The following is a 15,977-nucleotide window of genomic DNA, read 5'->3' as shown; positions in this document are numbered from 1 at the left end:
TCCGCATTCACGCGCGGGGCGCGACACGTCGGGTTCGGTCCGCCCGCACCGAGGGAGGGGACGGACCGAACCGGACATGATGAGACGACCCTAGAGTCGACGCCGCCGTGCGCGCACCAGGGCCCCCGAGCCGGCGACGACGAGCAGAAGCGCAGCGCCGATGAGGACGGGAGCCATCGCGCCGTTGCCGCCGGTGACCGCGAGGTTGGCACGACCAGCTGACGCCGGAGTCGGAGACGCGGAGGGCTGAGGAACGGGGAGCGCCGCGATGCGCGCCGCGGCGGTGGAGGGGGCCGAAACCGTCTGGACGTTCCCCGGCGCGGTGCCCGACGCCGTCGCCGTGTTCGACACAGAACCTCTCGTCGCGTCCTCACTCGTGGCGGTGTACGTGGCGGTGAAGACGGTGCTCTCACCGGGGGCGAGCGTCGTCGTCCCGGACCGAGAGACAGCCCCCATCGTGCCCGTGCCCGTGAACGCGCCCTCGGTCACCCCGACGCCGGTCACCGTCACGTTGCCGGTGTTGGTGACGGTGAAGCGGTACGAGATCTGGTCGCCGACGTGGAACGCGCCGCCGGGTGCGGGGGCGGCGGTCTTGTCGAGAGCGAGGGACGGGGCGGCCGTCCCGGACAGAAGCGCCCGCGACGCCGCCGAGGTCACGGGGATGCCCCGTGCGGTGCCGGTGGCCGTGGCGGTGTTCGACGTGGTGCCCCGATCGATGTCGCCCTGGGTGAGCGTGTAGGTCGCGGTGAACACCGTTGCTTCGCCGGGTGCGAGTGCCGCGACCGTGGCGGGAGTGGGGGCGCTCATGACGCCACTCCCCGTGAACGCGTCCTCGCGGATCGCGACGTCCTTCACGGTGACGTTCCCCGTGTTGCGCACATCGAAGGTGTAGGTGATGTTCTGGCCGACCGTGTAGGCGCTCAGTCCGGCGGGAGATGCGCTCTTCTGCAGGGAGAGAGAGCCGGCCGCCTGAATGGGAAGCGCCGCGGTCGATGGCTGAGAGGTGATCGTCGACCGCTGGAAGTATGTCGCGGTCGCTTCCGCGGTGTTCGTGACGACCCCGGCGTCGACGTCCGCCTGAGTGAGGACGTAGCTCGCGGTGAACGTCGTCGATGCCCCGGGCGCGAGCGAGCCGGAGGTGCTCGGGCTGATCGGACCGAGTTGGCCGGTGCCGGTGAACGCCGTTTCGTCGATGGCCACATCACGGACGGGGGTGTTTCCGGAGTTGGTGACGCGGAACGAGAAGGTGACGGCCTGCCCCGCGGCATAAGGGGCCGCCGTCGCGGGCGCCACCGTCTTCTCGAGGGTCAGACCGGCGCACAGACCGCTGTCTTGAGGGGAGGTCGCCCCGTAGAAGACCAGGCCGGTGGATGCGACGGTGTCGACGGGGATGGGTGCGGTGGACGCGGTGGTGGGCAAGTTCCTGACGGCGTAGATCTCTCCGCCGCCGCTGGGCAGGTAGATGACGTTGCCCGATTGAGCCGCGCCATACGTGGTGGGGACCGTGCCCACCTCGATGACCGAGTTGTCGGGCTTGATGCGGAACAACGTGCTCACGTTCGTGCCGGTGCCGACGGCGAGGATGTCACCGTCGTTCAGGCTGAGGAAGTCGCCGGCCGACCCGAAGCCCGGAGGGAAGGACGCGCGAAACGGCGTGGCGACGCCCGTCGTCGGGTTGATCTGGAAGATCTCCGTGGAGTTGCTCGTCCCGGTGAGAAGGTCGCCGTTGGGGAGGGCGCTCAAGGCGTTCGCCTCATAATTCGCAGGAAGGCCCGTGATGGGCGTGCCCGCCACCTCTTGCCCCGTCGTCGGGTCGATACGCCAGAGGACGTTGACGCGCACGCCGTACAGCGTGGTGCCGTCGCTGAGGAAGGCGATGTCGTAGTAGTCCCGGGTGAGGGGCACGGAGTTGAGGAGCGCCCCCGTTGTCGAATACTCGTTCAGCGCGAGCCGACCGGACCCCACGTTGGCGTAGATGCTGCCGGCGGCGCACACCGTGGCCGCCTGAGCGGCGGGCGCCGCCACCGCGGGGACGACGAGCCCCAACAGCCCCGCCAGAACGGCTGCCGCGAGGATCCCGATGGAGCGCGCGAAACCGCCTGGACGCTTGTCAGCGCGAGGTGGCGAAGCTTCGGCGCGAAGAGCGCGCCCCGCAGAGAGGGAGTTCGGAGTCATGGTTTCTCCAATGACGGGCCTGCGGTCGGCGAACGGGTTCCGATGGCGAGGAATGGTGAGCGCCGACGCCGACCGGGCCAGGTGAAGTGGGGTCGGATCAGGACAGATGGCGTCTGCGCAGCCGGATCAGGATGCCGGCCCCGACGGCGAGCAGCACCAGCCCTCCGCCCGCGAGGGACGCCGCGAGTGCGCCGTCGCTGCCGGTGACGGCGAGCTTGCTGGTCCCCGTTCCCGCCGCCGTCGGCGTCGAAGACGGTGCCGGGGTCACCGGTGCGGCTGCGACCGTCAGCGTGTAGGCGCGCGCGTCGGACCCGGCGGCATTGGTCGCGGTGATCGTGAAGGTGAAGGAACCCGAGACCGTCGGTGTTCCGGAGATGACCCCGGTGGAGGCGTCGAGCGTCAGACCGGCGGGAAGCGCACCGGAGCTGACGGTGAAGGTGATCGGCCCGGAGCCCGATGCGGTGACGGTGTGCGAATAGGCCGCGCCGGCACTCGCCGCCGGGGGCGTCGGGGAGGTGATGACCGGTGCCGCGAGGACCTGCATCGAGTAGTCGGCCGTGTCCGTTCCGTCGGAGTTCGTCGCCGTGACCTGGAAAGAAGACGACCCCGCGGCGGTCGGGGTGCCGCTGATCACACCGGTGGCCGCGTCGAGGGCCAGGCCCACCGGCAGCGCCCCGGAGCTGATGGCGTATGAGATGGGGCCGTTGCCGGTGGCGGCGATCGCGGTGGTGTACGCCGTTCCGCTCACGCCGTCCGGGACGGTCGTGGTCGTGATGACGGGCGGCTGCGCGACGTAGAGCGTGTACGCCTGCGAGTCCGTTCCTGCGACGTTCGTCGCGGTCACGGTGAAGGTGAAGGTCCCTCCCGTCGTGGGCGTTCCCGCGATGATGCCGGTGGCGCTGTCGAGCGTCAGGCCCTGCGGGAGGGCGCCGTTGGAGACGGCGAAGCTTCGTGGCAGGGAGCCGGCGGCGTCGATGGAGGCGGTGTAGGCGGTGCCCGCCGCTGCGTTCGGCACGGTGGTGGTGAGGATGTCCACGGCGGTGGCGAGGACGGTGACCTGGCTGTTGGTGGTTCCGGCGTTGTAGATGTACCCGTTCGTCTGGTCCACGGCGAGGCCACGGTTCAGACCGGTGGGGGCGGCGGTGATCTGGGTCACGGTGCCCGTGTTGAGGTCGATCAGGCGGGGCTTGCTCGGACCCATGAAGCCCACGACGAGGTAGTTGGAGCCGGCGATGTACGACAGCGCGCCCGCGGACGCCGACGAGAGCGGATAGGTGTTCACCGGCGCCAGCGTGGACGCGTCGAAAGCTGACACCGATGCCGAGGTGGTCTGCGCATCGGTTGTGGCGAAGACTCGGCCCCGTGCACTGTCAACTGCTACTCCGTTGACATTGTTACTTCCGATGCCCGGCACTGCTGCGGTAGCGGCAATGGTGAAGTCAGAGGTGCGGATGGCGGTCAGGGCTCCATTGGTGATCCCATAGAGAAGCCCGCGGGTGGCGTCGACGGCCAGCTGCGCGTACTGCAGACCTGCCGTCGGGTGCTGCCCGACGGCTCCCGAAGCAGGGTCGAGATCGATGATCGAGTTCGCTGCACCGTCCGTCACAGACACGAGCAAGCGCCCCGTGGCCGGGTTGTACGCCGTCGAGTTGTAGCGAGTGCCGCTCGGGGCGGGCCAGAAGACCGACGGGGCAGACGGGTTCAGCACGTCGAAGACGTCGATGCCCGTGGTCGATGTCACGAAGAGACGTGACCCGTCCGTGTTCCCGTCGAGCTCGAGATTGACCCCGTACTGACCGGTGCGCAGCACCCGCTGCGTGGTGGACGGCGGCGTCGTTGACAAGTCGGTGACGTTGAGATTGCCGGCGCCGCCGTTGGCCGAGTAGAGGACGTTGCCCGCGCTCGGCTTCAGAAGGAGGAAGGCGCCATTCGTGGTGGTGAACTGGTCGACCACCACAGGGGGTGAGGAGACCGCCGACGCCTGCAGCGCAGGCGCCATCACGAGCGCACCAGCCAGCAGCGCGGCACCGAGGACCTGTGCCGACCAGCGGCGGGCCGATGAACGATTCGATGATGCGGCGCGTCGAGCGATGGAACGGGTCGAAGACATGTCGTGGTCCCCCCAAGGGCGCACAGAGACCGCCCCCGGGCCGGGACGTTCTTTGGAAGGTAGAGGGGGACACATACACATGCCTCACCCCAGGCAACGGTTGTCAACTTCCGGTGACAAATGCGTCGCCGTGCGGAAGATACCCGGTGGCGGTCCCCTCGAAATCGAACTGGCTCGCCCGCGCGTGGACGACGACGCGGTAGGCGGGCGCGGCCGTCGTGCCGTCGGAGACGACGGTGAGGACGACGTCGATCGGTCCCGGGCCGGGGTCGCACACCACAGTGTCGGCGCGCGTCTCGCACCTCCATGCGGGAGGCACCTCGCCGAGGCGCCCGCCCTCGATCGTGAGGGCGATCGAGTCGGCCCGCCAGGTCTCCGCGTCGACGGCGAACGAGAGCGACAGGGTGGTCGATGAGATCGCCTCGGCGGTGAAGTGCGCGGGGGGTTCGGTGGCAGAGGTGAGGAAGAGCGTGACGAGTCCGACCGCGGCCAAGGTCGAGCCGGCAGCGACGGACAGCGCGCCCGGCGTGAGCCACGGGAGCGCCCGCGAGATCACGCTCCTCCCGCGCTCCACCACCCGGTGACGACTCCCGCGCCGAGGGGGCGAGAGAGCGACGGCAGTAGGGGGCTCGCTCACGGATGACACGACGAGGACGGTCGTGACGCCGAGCGCCGACGTCAGGGTCGCCCATCGCCGCCAGTTGTCTTGGCACGTGCGGCAGCCGCCGATGTGCGCCAGCCCCGGTGCAGCGGGTTCGTGCGCCTGCCACTCCGGCTGCGGAGTCCGCGGAATATGCGCGGCGTTGGCGGCGCAGTCGGCGTGCCCCCGGCGCAGTGTCGAGACGAGAGTGGCGCGGCGGAGGGCGAGTTTGGCTCGTCGGAGCAGATTCGAGACGGCGGCGGCGTTTCGACCGAGCTCGCTGGTGAGCTCGGAGGGCTTCCGTCCATGAACGGTGACGGCGGCGAGAACCTTCCGCTGGTCCTCGGGGAGGCTGTGGAAGGCTTCCCGGATGAGCGTGAACTCGCCATCCAGCTCGATTTCGCGCAACGAATCGTCGACCGATTCGTCCGTGGGCATCCCCTCGAGGCCGAGGGGAACATCTCGGGAACGCGACGCACGGTATTCGTCGACGACGATGTTCCGCATCGTTCGGATGACATACGTGTGTGCGTGCGATCGGGGTCCGGTGCCCTTGTTCCACTTCTGCAGAAGCCGGGAAAGGGCTTCGCTGAGGACGTCGTCGGGGTCGAGGGGCGCCGAGGTGACATGGTTCGCCATCCGTCTCAGGTAGGGAAGCACACTCTGCAAGTACCGGGCCGCCGCGGCTCGGTCTCCGGCGGCGGCACGAGCGGCGAGGCGGTCCGCGTCCCCCGCCGTCCTACTCTCCTCAGCTCTCATCGGTGTCCCCTCGATTTGTCAGAATTCGCGCGCACGGGTCGGCGATAGATTCCTCCGCCCCGGACGTCAACCGACGGAAGGAGTTTCGTTTCCCGCGCTGTCTGATGCGCGGGGCCCGCACATGAAGGAGTCCCGATGAACATCTCCCCCTCCACTCCCGGCGACAGAGGGCCGGCCGTGCAACCCCTGCGGCGCGCGGTGAACGACGCTCTCACCGGGCCGCACCGTGTCGTGATCATCACGGGAGCGACGAAACGCCTGCGATCGACCATCGTCGCGGATGCCGTGGAGCAGACGTCCGAGTGGATACGACTGACGGCCCCGACAGCGACCGCCGTCCGCACGGCACTGGATCTGATGCCGTCCGGTGTGGTGTTCGCTGACGATGTCGCCCTGATCGACCTGTGGGACGTGCTGGCGGAGGCATCGCGCGTCGCGCGAAACGACACTCAGCGCGTCATCATCACCTGGCGGTTCCACCCCGAGATCGCCCAGCTCGCGGCCGCGACCAGCGGAGCACATCACCTCGCTCTCCCGCATCATGGCGGTTCCTCTCACTAGGCCGATGCCCGCTTGTTCCTCGCCGGCGCGGCCGAGCCCGCGCTGGATCTGGTGAGCGGCGGACGAGCCCGCCCCTCTCCTTCGGAGAGTGCCTGGGGCGCGACGCAGGGTGCGATCGGTGGTCAGAAGTTGACAAACGGCGTCGGCGCTCGCCGGGGCCGAGGTGGGCGTTCCTACAGTGATGCGATCACCGGGCATCCCGGGCCCGGCGACCTGATCCCGAGGTGATCGCGATGCCGACATTCTCTGCCCCCGCCGCGCTCCGCGCGTCTCAACGCTCCGCCGGAGCACACCCTCACCCGCTGCGATCGGACGACCCGCCCGGCGACCCGACGATGACGTCGGAGAGTGCCAACGGCCGCGACGCGGGCCGGGCCGAGTCGCTGTCGTTCTTCCGAGGGGCTCTCATCGCCGCTCTTCTCGTCATCCCCGTGTGGGGCGGTGTGATTGCCGTCGTGGCCCTCGCCCTCTCGCGGTAGGCGAACGGCGAGCGCGCCTGTCGTCGGGCGGAGGAACGCTCAGTCCCGGGATGAGGAGTGATTCGCCGCCCGGTAGGCCTCGAGGACGGTATTCGACATCCTGCCCTTGTCACTGACCGCGAAGCCGTTCGCGGTCGCCCATCTCCGAATGGCCTCGACGTCACGGGTCGACGCCGCGCGTCGCGTGCGGGCGGGACCGCCGGAGCGGCGGCCGGCGGCCATGTAAGGGGCGAGAATGTCACGAAGGGCCTGGGCGTTCCGCCTCGAGAGATCCACCTCGTACACACGACCGTCGATCGAGAAGTGGACGGTCTCGCCGTCCTCGATGACTGCCCCGTCGAGGTCGTCGACCATCTGGATGATTTTCCGCTGCGCCACGTGGGAGGCCTTTCGTCTTCTCCGGATGCGGCGACAGACGCCGCAATGCGTGCGAATCTAACGACCCGCTGACACGGGTGCGAAGCAATCCCGGTGGGAGATCAACTTTCGGCCACGAGAGCGCGCGCTATTCCCCGGAATGTCCCGACCGGTGGGCTCCGTCCGTCATTTGGTGACCACCGACTTCTTCTCAATCGATGGGCAACATGAGAGTCAAGTACGCACGGGCGTCGTCTGTTGCGAAGGTCACCACTCCCCCGACGGGAACGGCATCTGTCTGGAGGCTTCGAATGCCATTCCCGCTCGAGATCGGGTGTCCCGCCTCATGTTCTTCTGCGCGTGGACTCGCGATGGTGAAGGTCACCGTCGCTGATCGCTCGTCGAACGCGGAAGTGACGTCCGCCCGAGCAGGCCGCGCGTATTTCACGGCGTTCGTCAGTCCCTCGCGGACGGTGCGTACGACGAAGTCGGAATGAGCACCACTGAGCGGGAGGTCGTCGACGACGTCGATCGACACGGCGAGCCCCGCGCGCTCGACTTCGCGGACGATATCGGCGAGCCTGTCTTCCAGCACAGCCCTGCTCGACGTGGACGTGAGGTCGGTGACGGTGTTCGCGAGCGCCCGCGCAGCCGCCCGGTTCTGATCGCGGATGGTGCTGAGCGCTTCTCTGATCTCGCTGTCGGTCAGCCGAGCGGTCTCGATGCTGCTGACGAAAAGGTTGATGAGCGCCAGATTGTGACCGAGTTCGTCGTGGAGCAGGCGGGCGATGCGTGAGCGCTCCGCCTGCGTCGCCTGCTCGGAGATACGAGGCGCCTGCTTCATCGCGTCGAGGAAGAGGTCGGTCACCTCGGCGTTCCGCCGACGCTGGTGGCCGGCAACGATTCCCGCGAAGCCGGCGCCGGCGGTGGTGAGGATCGAGAACACCGCGATGAGAGCGGCAAGGCCGGCGTTGGAGGTATTCGCCCAGCGAATGAGATACAGCACGAAAAGACCGGCGCTCGATGTCATCCCCGCGATGACGAAGCAGATGGTCACCCGTGGGGTGTACCGGAGCCCGAGGAGGAACATCATCGCCCACCCGGCGGGGGCGGCGATGGGTGTCAGGGCGGCGGTGGCGAGGACGATCCCGGCCACGAGACGCGTTCGCTTGTGATTCCAGAGGAGAGCGGTCACGCCGATGGACCCGATCGCGAGGGTGACGAGCAGATTCCACAATTGAAGAGGCGGGGCGGCTAAGGCGAAAAGCGCCAACCCGATCGCTCCCGCACCCGCAGCGAGTAGTGCGTTTCGCTGATACGACCTGAAGTAGTCGAGGTTGTCTTTCACCAATGCGTCCTCCGCACGGGTCGGGCGCTGCATCGCGGCACGACGAGTAGTCCGCCTCACGCTGATCGGGTGCAACGTGAGTGCGTTTTCCGTCTTCCGACGGATTGGAGACCGACAGTACCGGATACCGCGCACTGTCGGGATGCTCCGTGTCAACCGATGTTGATGGTTGGGCTGCATCTCGCCCGGGGAGGGCGGAGGTCGGGTGATACGTTTCGTCTCCGGCGCCTGGGGGTGCTCGCGAGGGAGAATTCGATGAACGTGTCTAGCAAGCCGGCTCGCGTGCTGGTGATCGATGACGATCCGCTGGTGCGCACCGGCATCAGGCTCCTGTTGCGCGGGAATACGAGCGTCTCGATCGTGGGTGAGTTCGCCGGCCATCGGGGGCTCCTGGAGGCCGTGAAAGACCTGCAACCCGACGTTCTTCTCATGGACCTCTTCATGCCCGAGGAATCAGGTCTCTCCGTCGCGCGCCGAGTCCGTCTCGTATACCCGGACCTGCGCATGGTCCTCATGTCGTCGATCGACAACCCGGCGCTGTATGCGGACGCACGCAACGTCGGTGTCAACGCCTTCGTCGCCAAGACGGCTCCCGCAGCCGACTTCATCACGGCGCTCGTCGGCGCAGACTCCTCATCGAAGACCAGCACCACCGTGCTCTCCGACAGAGAGATCCAAGTCGTCGAATTGCTGGCGATGGGGGCGAGCAACGAAGAGATCTCCGCGGCCCTGCATTTGAGTCAGAACACGGTCAAGACGTACGTGTCTCGCGCGATGGACAAAACCGACACCACGAACAGAGTCCAATTGTCCAATTGGTTTCACGGGCTCGCCGAGTCGCATCTGCTCGGTGATCGGGTGGATACGCCATAACTGCGCGAGCGTCACCTGAAGTGGACAAATTCGCGCTCAGCCCTCCTGGCGGGCGGGCACACGGTCAGGATGTTGTCCGCGCGAGATAGCTCCTCGCGTGGTCAGAGCCTGTGGTGGGCCGCTCGGGGCGGGTGTGGAAGTTCGAGATTCACGCCCGCCTCATCCCACCTTCGACTTGAGCAACCTGTTCTCCCCCTAGAGACTCCCCCGGTTGCTCAAGCGCCGAATGTACCCGATTCGGCGTCGGGCGGGGGAACGCGGCCCACTCTGCGTCTCCCCGCTCACCCCTCCGTGTGTTCCTCCGCCGGTGGGCACGAGCCCACTGTCAGGACACAGACGACTCTCATGGCGCCATCGGCGAACTCACCACCGTCGCACCCGGCGCGAGGCACCTCCCGCCCCGCGCGCCGAGCAGCGCCTCGCATGGACGCCGTTCGCGCCCGGCGTCAGCGCGCCGAGCCCGCCAGCGAACCGGTGGTCTCCTCGACGGCCGGGTCGTACAGCAGGCACGAGATCTCGCGGTCGCCGCCGGCCCAGGTGTCTTCGGTGGGAGCGACGAACTGATAGTTCAGCGCCGACTGGTCGAAGGGGATGCCGACGAAGGACGGGAACGCAGCGTCGCAGCCCTCCTGGGCCGCGGTCGCGATCGCGTCGTCGCCCGGGAACGTCCCCTCGGGCAGGAGGAAGCTGCTGAACACCTCGTACGTGTGCGGGACCGCGCAGTCGACGAGGTTGGACGAGCTGATGAAGCCGCCCGGGACGTTGTCGAGGCACGCGCCGACGGGCAGCGTGTACGTGTCGCCGTCGCCCGGGGCCGCCTCGCTCGGGCCCACGGTGACGCCACCGTCCTGCGGGTAGTCCGGGATGTCGAAGGGGTCCGACGAGGACGCCTGCGAACCGACCGCGATCGAGAAGATCACGAGACCGATCACGGCGATGATCGCCAGGACGCTGATGACGGCGCCCGCGACGATGCCGGTGATGGCGAGGCCGCGTCCCTTCTCGCCGGTGCGCTTGATCTGGGCGAGGGCCACGGCACCCGCGATGATGCCGCCGACGGGGAACACGAAGCCGAGGATGATCGCGAGGATCGAGATGCCGTTCGTCTTCCCCGAAGCGGCGGGAGCGGTGCCGTAGGGAGAGGCGCCGTACGCGGGTGCACCCGCCTGGGGGTACTCCGGCGTCGCACCGTAGGCGGGAGCGGCCGCGCCCGGGTACCCGGGCGGCGCCGGCGGAACCGGAGGTGCCCACGTGCCGTCGGTCGCGACCGGCTGCTGCGCGGCGCCCGCATCGGACGGGGCCGCCGGCACGCCGCCGACGAGCAGGCCCTGCTGAGCCAGGCGCTCACCGGTGAGATGAGCCGCCTGTCGCACGACATCGCCGGCCTTGGCCGCGCCGATCGCGCCGCCCTTGAAAAACCCGCCGACCGCGGAGTGCTCGAACGACGCGAGCGTCCCCTCGGTAGCCTGAGAGAAGTGCACGTCGAAGCGGACGTGCATGTCCTGACCCGCGAAGGCTCCGGCGACGAGGGTGGTGCCCATGCTGCCGCGCGAGACGTCGAGGGAGCCGGATGCCGTCGGTTGCACCGAGAAGCCCTGCTCGGCGAGGGCGTAGCCGACCGCGTCGCGGGCTCGATCGACGGGGACGGACAATCGGAGTTCAGCGGTGGCCATCGGGCGCTCCTGGGGGGGTCTCTCGCGCCGAAGACTGTCAGCGCGCGTCCAGGTTAGTGCCGCGGGGCCCTCCGCACGAGCGCGGAGCCCGGCGCACGGCGAGGGGCGAGGCCGTCCGCACCTCGCGCCCTCGCCCGCATCGTCAGCGGATTCGCCCGACGAGGTCGTCGCGCGTCAGGGTGTCGGCCCCGGCGAGCACCGAGCGGGCGGCATCCCGCGCCTCTTCGACGTTCCAGAGAAGGACGCCGACGACCCGATCGTCGTCGAGGTAGTAGACGACGCCGCGCTCGGTGTCGATCCAGTCCTCGATCGTCTCGAGAGACGAGTCGAGAGTTCCGACCGCTTCGTACCGGATGCCGAAGACCGCCGAGTAGTAGTACGGCGTGTGCGTGTAGGGCTCGGCGGCGCCAGCGAGATTGCGTCCGGCCGCCTTGCCCTGCTCGTTGGCGTTGTCGACGTGCTCGACGCGGCGGCGCCCGAGCAGGCGGTCGGGGTAGCTGGCGACGTCGCCCGCGGCGTACACCTCGTCGGCCGACGACCGCAGCTGCGCGTCGACGTGCACGCCGTCGTCCACCGTCAGCCCGGCGTCCTCCGCCAGGTCGGTGGCGACCTCGATACCGAGACCGCTCACGACGGCATCCGCGCGGACCTCGTCACCGTTCTCGAGGTCGAGGCGGGCGCCCGCGGCATCCACTTCTCCTCCCGAGACCTTCGAACCGGCGACGATCTCGACGCCGGCATCGCGGAAGAGCTTCTCGAACCGCTCCGCGAGCGCCGGCGGGAACACCGCGTCACCGAGCACCGCACCGGTGTGGATCAGCACGGTCTCGACGTCGTTCTGCACGAGGGCTGCGGCAAGCTCCGAGCCGATGTATCCGCCGCCGACCACGGCGATGCGGTCGACGTCCTTCGAGAGGGCGCGCAGGCGGCGGTAGTCCCCGGCCGTGCGGAAGGTCAGTGCGCGCTCTCCGTTCGAGCGGTCGTCGACGGGGAGGGGGACGGGCTTGCCGCCGGTGGCGAGCAGGAGCTTGCCGTACGAGAACGTCTGGTCTCCGGCATCCACTTCGTGCTCGCCGGGGCGGATCGCCGTGGCGCGCGTGCGCAGCCGGATGTCGGCGCCGGTGTCGTCGGCGGTGCCGAGGGGCACCTTCTCCCACGTGAACTCGTCATCGGTCCACAGCTTCTTGCTCAGGGCGGGGCGCGTGTACGGCTCGTCGACGTCGTCGCTCAGGATCCCGATGGATCCGTCGGCGTCGATCTCGCGGATGCCGCGGGCGGCGGTGTCGGCGACCATTCCGCCGCCGACGATGAGGTAGTCGAAGTGTGTGGTGGTCATGGCGTCAGCGTCGCCGCTCAACCTGACCGAAGCGGATGGGTTGCGGGGGTGAGCGGCATCCGGTAGCGCCTCGCTGACTAGGCTCGGGGCATGAGCGTCGACCTCGAAAGCCTCTACACCGACCTGCACGCCCACCCCGAGCTGTCGTTCCAGGAGACGCGGACGGCGGGTGTCATCGCCCGCCACCTCGCGGATCTCGGGCTCGACGTCGAAGAGGGAGTCGGCCGCACCGGCCTCGTCACGACCATCGCCAACGGTGAGGGTCCCGTCGTGTGGGTGCGCGCCGACATGGACGGCCTTCCCGTCGAGGAGCAGACGGGCCTCGCGTACGCCAGCACCGCGCGCGGCACCGACCCGGCCGGCAACGCCGTCCCCGTGATGCACGCGTGCGGCCACGACATGCACGTCACCGCCCTGATCGGTGCCCTCGAGCGCCTCGTCGCCACTCGCGACGAGTGGGCGGGGACGGTCGTCGCCGTCTTCCAGCCCGCCGAGGAGTACGGGGCGGGCTCGAAGGCGATGATCGCCGACGGCGTGCTCGACCGGTACCCGAAACCCGACATCGTGCTCGGCCAGCACGTCACGCCCCTTCCCGCCGGCATGATCGGCGTGCGACCGGGCACGCAGATGGCGGCATCCGACGGCCTCACCGTCGTGCTCCACGGCCGCGGGGGTCACGGTTCGCGCCCGCACTCCACGATCGACCCCGTCGTCATGGCCGCCGCCACCGTCATGCGCCTGCAGACCGTCGTCTCGCGCGAGGTCGACCCCCGCGACGTCGCCGTCGTGACCGTCGGATCGATCCACGCCGGACTGAAGAACAACATCATCCCCGCCGAGGCCAAGCTCGAGCTGAGCCTGCGCTACCCCGACGACGCCGCGCGCGAGCGCGTGATGACGAAGGTCGAGCGCATCATCCGCGCCGAGGCCGAGGCATCGGGGGCCGAGCAGACGCCCACCATCACCACCGATCACACCCTGCCGCCGACCATCAACGACACGGATGCCACGGCCCGCCTCACCGCGGCGTTCCAGCGCTCGTTCGGTGAGGGCTCGGTCGTCGACCCCGGCATGTTCACCGGGAGCGAGGACGTGTCGTGGTTCGCGCGCGAGTCGGGCGCCCCCCTAGTGTTCTGGTTCTGGGGCGGTGTCGATCCCGAGACGTTCCAGAAGGCCTTCGCGGGAGGCACCATCGAGCGCGACATCCCGACGAACCACTCGCCGTACTTCGCCCCGGTGATGCAGCCGACGATCGACCGCGGCGTAGAGAATCTCGTCGTGGCGGCGCGGGAGTTCCTCGGCTGAGGTGTCCTGCTCCGGCCCAGCCGCGAGGCCGGGGCCCTCGCGTCGCGCCGCGATTCGTGTGAGGGTGGGATCTCGCCCCCTTCCGCCGGAGGACGCTGTGACCACGACTCCCACCGAGAACACGACACCGCTCCTGCCGGGGTCGGCGCTCCTCGTCGGCATCCGCTCCCTGCTCGTCTGGGCCATCGTCGCGTCGGCCGTGTCGGCGATGTTCCTCCGCGGCACGCACCAGAGCTGCTCGGGCGGCCTCGCCGCGAACGGACAGGGGTTCATCGATGCCGGCGGCGCTCCGACCGCCATCGAGCCGCGGTGCGGGTCGATCGAGTTGGGTCCGAGCCCACTCCTTTTCGCCCTCCTCGCGGTGGTCGTGATCGGAACGATCACCCGCATCCTCCGCCGAGCCGGTGACGAAGATCACGCGTTCCGCATGCTGAACAACGCGCGGATGGCGATCGTCGTCCTCACGCCGGTGGCCCTGGCCGTCGGCTGGATCGCGATCATGACGGTGCACGTCGACGACTGGAGCTCGTTCTCGCTGTACTCGCCGTTGCCGTTCGGGCAGTTCGACATCGAGACGTGGCCGATCACACAGCGGTAACCGGGGACGGGACACGGAGCAGAGTCACACCGCGGGGTGTGCCGACGGACGACGCCGACGCGAACGGCTCCCGCACGCGAAGTCCAGCCCCTCGGCGACGGTCCGGTCGGCGCGTAGCGTGACCGCCGTGACGTTCAACGACAATGCCCGCGTCGGCGGCAACTCGGCCAAGCGCCGAGAAGGAACCGTGGCGGCCGTCGGCGGTGGGGCCGTGGGCCTCGGCGCCGTGGTGGTGCTGCTCATCTCGATGTTCACCGGGACCGACCTCACCGGCCTGCTCGGCTCGGGTGGCGGCGCGGCCCCCGGCAGCGGCGGCGAACAGGTCGCGAGCTGCGAGACGGGCCGGGATGCCAACAGCGACGACGCCTGCCGCTTGGCCGCGGCATCGCTCGATATCGACCAGTTCTGGGCGGAACGCCTCGACGGCTACCGCAAGCCCCAGCTCGTCATCGTCGACCAGCAGACGGGGAGCTCGTGCGGCACAGCCTCGAACGCGACCGGTCCGTTCTACTGCCCGCCCGACGAGACGGTGTTCGTCGACCCGACCTTCTTCTCCATCCTTCGCGCGCAGTACGACACCACCGCGGGCCCCCTCGCCCAGCTCTACGTGCTCGCGCACGAGTACGGCCACCACGTCCAGAACCTCACCGGCGTGATGGAGCAGTACCCGAACAACGGCACCGGCGCCGACAGCAACGGCGTCCGCACCGAATTGCAGGCGGACTGCTTCGCGGGGGCCTGGGTCGCCGCGGCCTCCGAGCAGGTGGACGAGAACGGCACCCCCTACCTGCAGCCTCCGACCGAGCAGCAGATCCTCGACGCCCTGTCGGCCGCGTCCGCCGTGGGCGACGACCACATCCAGGCCGAGGCGGGTCAGATCTCGAACCCCGACAGCTTCACGCACGGATCGAGCGCACAGCGCACCCGGTGGTTCGACGAGGGCCGCCAGGGCGGCGTCAACGCCTGCGACACGTTCTCGGTGCCCGGCGGCAGCCTCTAGGCCTCCGCCGGCGCCGCCTCGCGAGAGTCGATCAGCGTCGTCCCCCGCCTCCCAGGACTCCCCGTTCGGCTCGGGATGCCGAAACCCGGCGCACCCCCCTCGACCCCTCGGAACGGGACTCGGGGTGGACGCGCCGGGTCATGGCATCCGGAATCACTCGGTGTCGGACGACTCCTGCTCCTCGCGGGGACGGCGGCTGAGGATGACGACGACGATCACGCCGACGAGCACGACCGCTCCACCGCCCACGAGCAGGCCCACGGTCAGGCCCGACATCCCGCCCGAGGTGGAGGGTGCGGCCACCGGGGTCTCCGCCGGGGCGGCGCCCTGAGCGCTCGCGCACGGGGAGGCGTCGGCACCGGCCGACACGCTCTCACCGGTGTACGTGAACGGGATCTCGCCCGAGACGGGATGCCCGTCGGACGAGACCGCTCGCCACTCCACCGTGTACCCACCGGGCGCTCCGAGAGCGACCGGGAGGGTGAGGGTCGGCCCCGCGAGGGCCACGCACTCGCTCTCGTAGTGCTTGCCGTCGGGCCCGATCACGATGACGATGTTGCCGCCGTCGTAGCCGAGCAGATTGGCGCTGAAATCGAGGGTGACCTCCGACAGCGACGAGACGCTTTCACCCTCGGCGGGCGTCGACGACACGAGGCTGTCGTGCGCAGAGGCCGTCGACGACCCGCCGAGAGCGGCGGTCATCGCCGCAGCGACGACCACCGCCCCGACCAGGGCTCGGCGCAGAGCGTTCCGGGAGCCCATG

At 69.2% G+C, this 15,977-nt stretch carries 14 protein-coding genes; 6 read left to right on the top strand and 8 right to left on the bottom strand.

The annotated features are described in order from the left end of the window. Positions 1-90: 90 nt before the first annotated feature. The 3 genes from AB6V31_RS03315 to AB6V31_RS03305 form a co-directional block, all read right to left on the bottom strand. The gene (locus AB6V31_RS03315) at positions 91-2,175 is read right to left on the bottom strand and encodes a hypothetical protein (protein ID WP_369364038.1); all 2,085 of its coding nucleotides are present in this window, start codon (positions 2,173-2,175) and stop codon (positions 91-93) included. A gap of 97 nt (positions 2,176-2,272) precedes the next feature. After that, complete coding sequence (locus AB6V31_RS03310) at positions 2,273-4,285, bottom strand: beta strand repeat-containing protein (protein ID WP_369364036.1); 2,013 nt, start codon at positions 4,283-4,285, stop codon at positions 2,273-2,275. Between the two features lie 103 nt (positions 4,286-4,388). Then, positions 4,389-5,684, bottom strand: coding sequence for an RNA polymerase sigma factor (locus AB6V31_RS03305; RefSeq protein WP_369364034.1), 1,296 nt, complete (start codon positions 5,682-5,684; stop codon positions 4,389-4,391). A gap of 135 nt (positions 5,685-5,819) precedes the next feature. Between AB6V31_RS03305 and AB6V31_RS03300 the strand changes: the two genes are divergently transcribed. Next, positions 5,820-6,245, top strand: coding sequence for a hypothetical protein (locus tag AB6V31_RS03300; RefSeq protein ID WP_369364032.1), 426 nt, complete (start codon positions 5,820-5,822; stop codon positions 6,243-6,245). A gap of 335 nt (positions 6,246-6,580) precedes the next feature. Further along, complete coding sequence (locus tag AB6V31_RS03295; RefSeq protein ID WP_369364030.1) at positions 6,581-6,724, top strand: hypothetical protein; 144 nt, start codon at positions 6,581-6,583, stop codon at positions 6,722-6,724. Positions 6,725-6,763: 39 nt separating this feature from the next. On the opposite strand, the gene AB6V31_RS03290 is transcribed toward AB6V31_RS03295, so the two are convergent. Then, positions 6,764-7,102 (bottom strand): Lsr2 family protein, encoded by a 339-nt coding sequence (locus AB6V31_RS03290; RefSeq protein WP_369364028.1) that lies wholly within the window; start codon positions 7,100-7,102, stop codon positions 6,764-6,766. 190 nt (positions 7,103-7,292) lie between these two features. Next, positions 7,293-8,810, bottom strand: a complete 1,518-nt coding sequence (locus AB6V31_RS03285; RefSeq protein WP_369364026.1) for a sensor histidine kinase — start codon at positions 8,808-8,810, stop codon at positions 7,293-7,295. Between AB6V31_RS03285 and AB6V31_RS03280 the strand changes: the two genes are divergently transcribed. Then, positions 8,691-9,302, top strand: coding sequence for a response regulator (locus AB6V31_RS03280; RefSeq protein ID WP_369364024.1), 612 nt, complete (start codon positions 8,691-8,693; stop codon positions 9,300-9,302). The two genes, AB6V31_RS03285 and AB6V31_RS03280, sit on opposite strands and share 120 nt — an antisense overlap. Before the next feature lie 446 nt (positions 9,303-9,748). On the opposite strand, the gene AB6V31_RS03275 is transcribed toward AB6V31_RS03280, so the two are convergent. Both AB6V31_RS03275 and AB6V31_RS03270 read right to left on the bottom strand, forming a co-directional pair. Next, on the bottom strand, positions 9,749-10,975 hold the full coding sequence (locus tag AB6V31_RS03275; protein ID WP_369364022.1) for a septum formation family protein: 1,227 nt from the start codon (positions 10,973-10,975) through the stop codon (positions 9,749-9,751). A 142-nt stretch (positions 10,976-11,117) separates the two neighbouring features. Beyond that, on the bottom strand, positions 11,118-12,311 hold the full coding sequence (locus AB6V31_RS03270; RefSeq protein WP_369364020.1) for an NAD(P)/FAD-dependent oxidoreductase: 1,194 nt from the start codon (positions 12,309-12,311) through the stop codon (positions 11,118-11,120). Positions 12,312-12,401: 90 nt separating this feature from the next. Between AB6V31_RS03270 and AB6V31_RS03265 the strand changes: the two genes are divergently transcribed. The 3 genes from AB6V31_RS03265 to AB6V31_RS03255 all read left to right on the top strand — a co-directional run bounded on the left by AB6V31_RS03265 (position 12,402) and on the right by AB6V31_RS03255 (position 15,214). Further along, positions 12,402-13,616, top strand: coding sequence for an amidohydrolase (locus AB6V31_RS03265; protein ID WP_074696260.1), 1,215 nt, complete (start codon positions 12,402-12,404; stop codon positions 13,614-13,616). Between the two features lie 97 nt (positions 13,617-13,713). Beyond that, positions 13,714-14,214, top strand: coding sequence for a hypothetical protein (locus tag AB6V31_RS03260; RefSeq protein WP_369364018.1), 501 nt, complete (start codon positions 13,714-13,716; stop codon positions 14,212-14,214). Positions 14,215-14,341: 127 nt separating this feature from the next. Then, complete coding sequence (locus AB6V31_RS03255; protein WP_369364016.1) at positions 14,342-15,214, top strand: neutral zinc metallopeptidase; 873 nt, start codon at positions 14,342-14,344, stop codon at positions 15,212-15,214. A 153-nt stretch (positions 15,215-15,367) separates the two neighbouring features. On the opposite strand, the gene AB6V31_RS03250 is transcribed toward AB6V31_RS03255, so the two are convergent. Beyond that, the gene (locus tag AB6V31_RS03250) at positions 15,368-15,976 is read right to left on the bottom strand and encodes a copper resistance protein CopC (protein ID WP_369364014.1); all 609 of its coding nucleotides are present in this window, start codon (positions 15,974-15,976) and stop codon (positions 15,368-15,370) included. Between the last annotated feature and the right edge of the window lies 1 nt (position 15,977).

The organism is Microbacterium sp. 16-032 (assembly GCF_041079455.1).
In the GTDB taxonomy this organism is placed as follows: domain Bacteria; phylum Actinomycetota; class Actinomycetes; order Actinomycetales; family Microbacteriaceae; genus Microbacterium; species Microbacterium testaceum_A.
The sequence above is the reverse complement of the archived record's forward strand: the minus strand, read 5'-3'. Positions and strand labels throughout refer to the sequence as shown.

Excerpts from the sequence above, each read along its gene's own strand:
- AB6V31_RS03300 (WP_369364032.1), top strand. The coding sequence starts at position 5,820 with ATGAACATCTCCCCCTCCACTCCCGGCGACAGAGGGCCGGCCGTGCAA.
- AB6V31_RS03315 (WP_369364038.1), bottom strand. The coding sequence starts at position 2,175 with ATGACTCCGAACTCCCTCTCTGCGGGGCGCGCTCTTCGCGCCGAAGCT.
- AB6V31_RS03285 (WP_369364026.1), bottom strand. The coding sequence starts at position 8,810 with ATGGCCGGCGAACTCACCCACGATCGAGACGCTCGTATTCCCGCGCAA.
- AB6V31_RS03265 (WP_074696260.1), top strand. The coding sequence starts at position 12,402 with ATGAGCGTCGACCTCGAAAGCCTCTACACCGACCTGCACGCCCACCCC.
- AB6V31_RS03295 (WP_369364030.1), top strand. The coding sequence starts at position 6,581 with ATGACGTCGGAGAGTGCCAACGGCCGCGACGCGGGCCGGGCCGAGTCG.
- AB6V31_RS03310 (WP_369364036.1), bottom strand. The coding sequence starts at position 4,285 with ATGTCTTCGACCCGTTCCATCGCTCGACGCGCCGCATCATCGAATCGT.
- AB6V31_RS03270 (WP_369364020.1), bottom strand. The coding sequence starts at position 12,311 with ATGACCACCACACACTTCGACTACCTCATCGTCGGCGGCGGAATGGTC.
- AB6V31_RS03275 (WP_369364022.1), bottom strand. The coding sequence starts at position 10,975 with ATGGCCACCGCTGAACTCCGATTGTCCGTCCCCGTCGATCGAGCCCGC.
- AB6V31_RS03250 (WP_369364014.1), bottom strand. The coding sequence starts at position 15,976 with ATGGGCTCCCGGAACGCTCTGCGCCGAGCCCTGGTCGGGGCGGTGGTC.
- AB6V31_RS03305 (WP_369364034.1), bottom strand. The coding sequence starts at position 5,684 with ATGAGAGCTGAGGAGAGTAGGACGGCGGGGGACGCGGACCGCCTCGCC.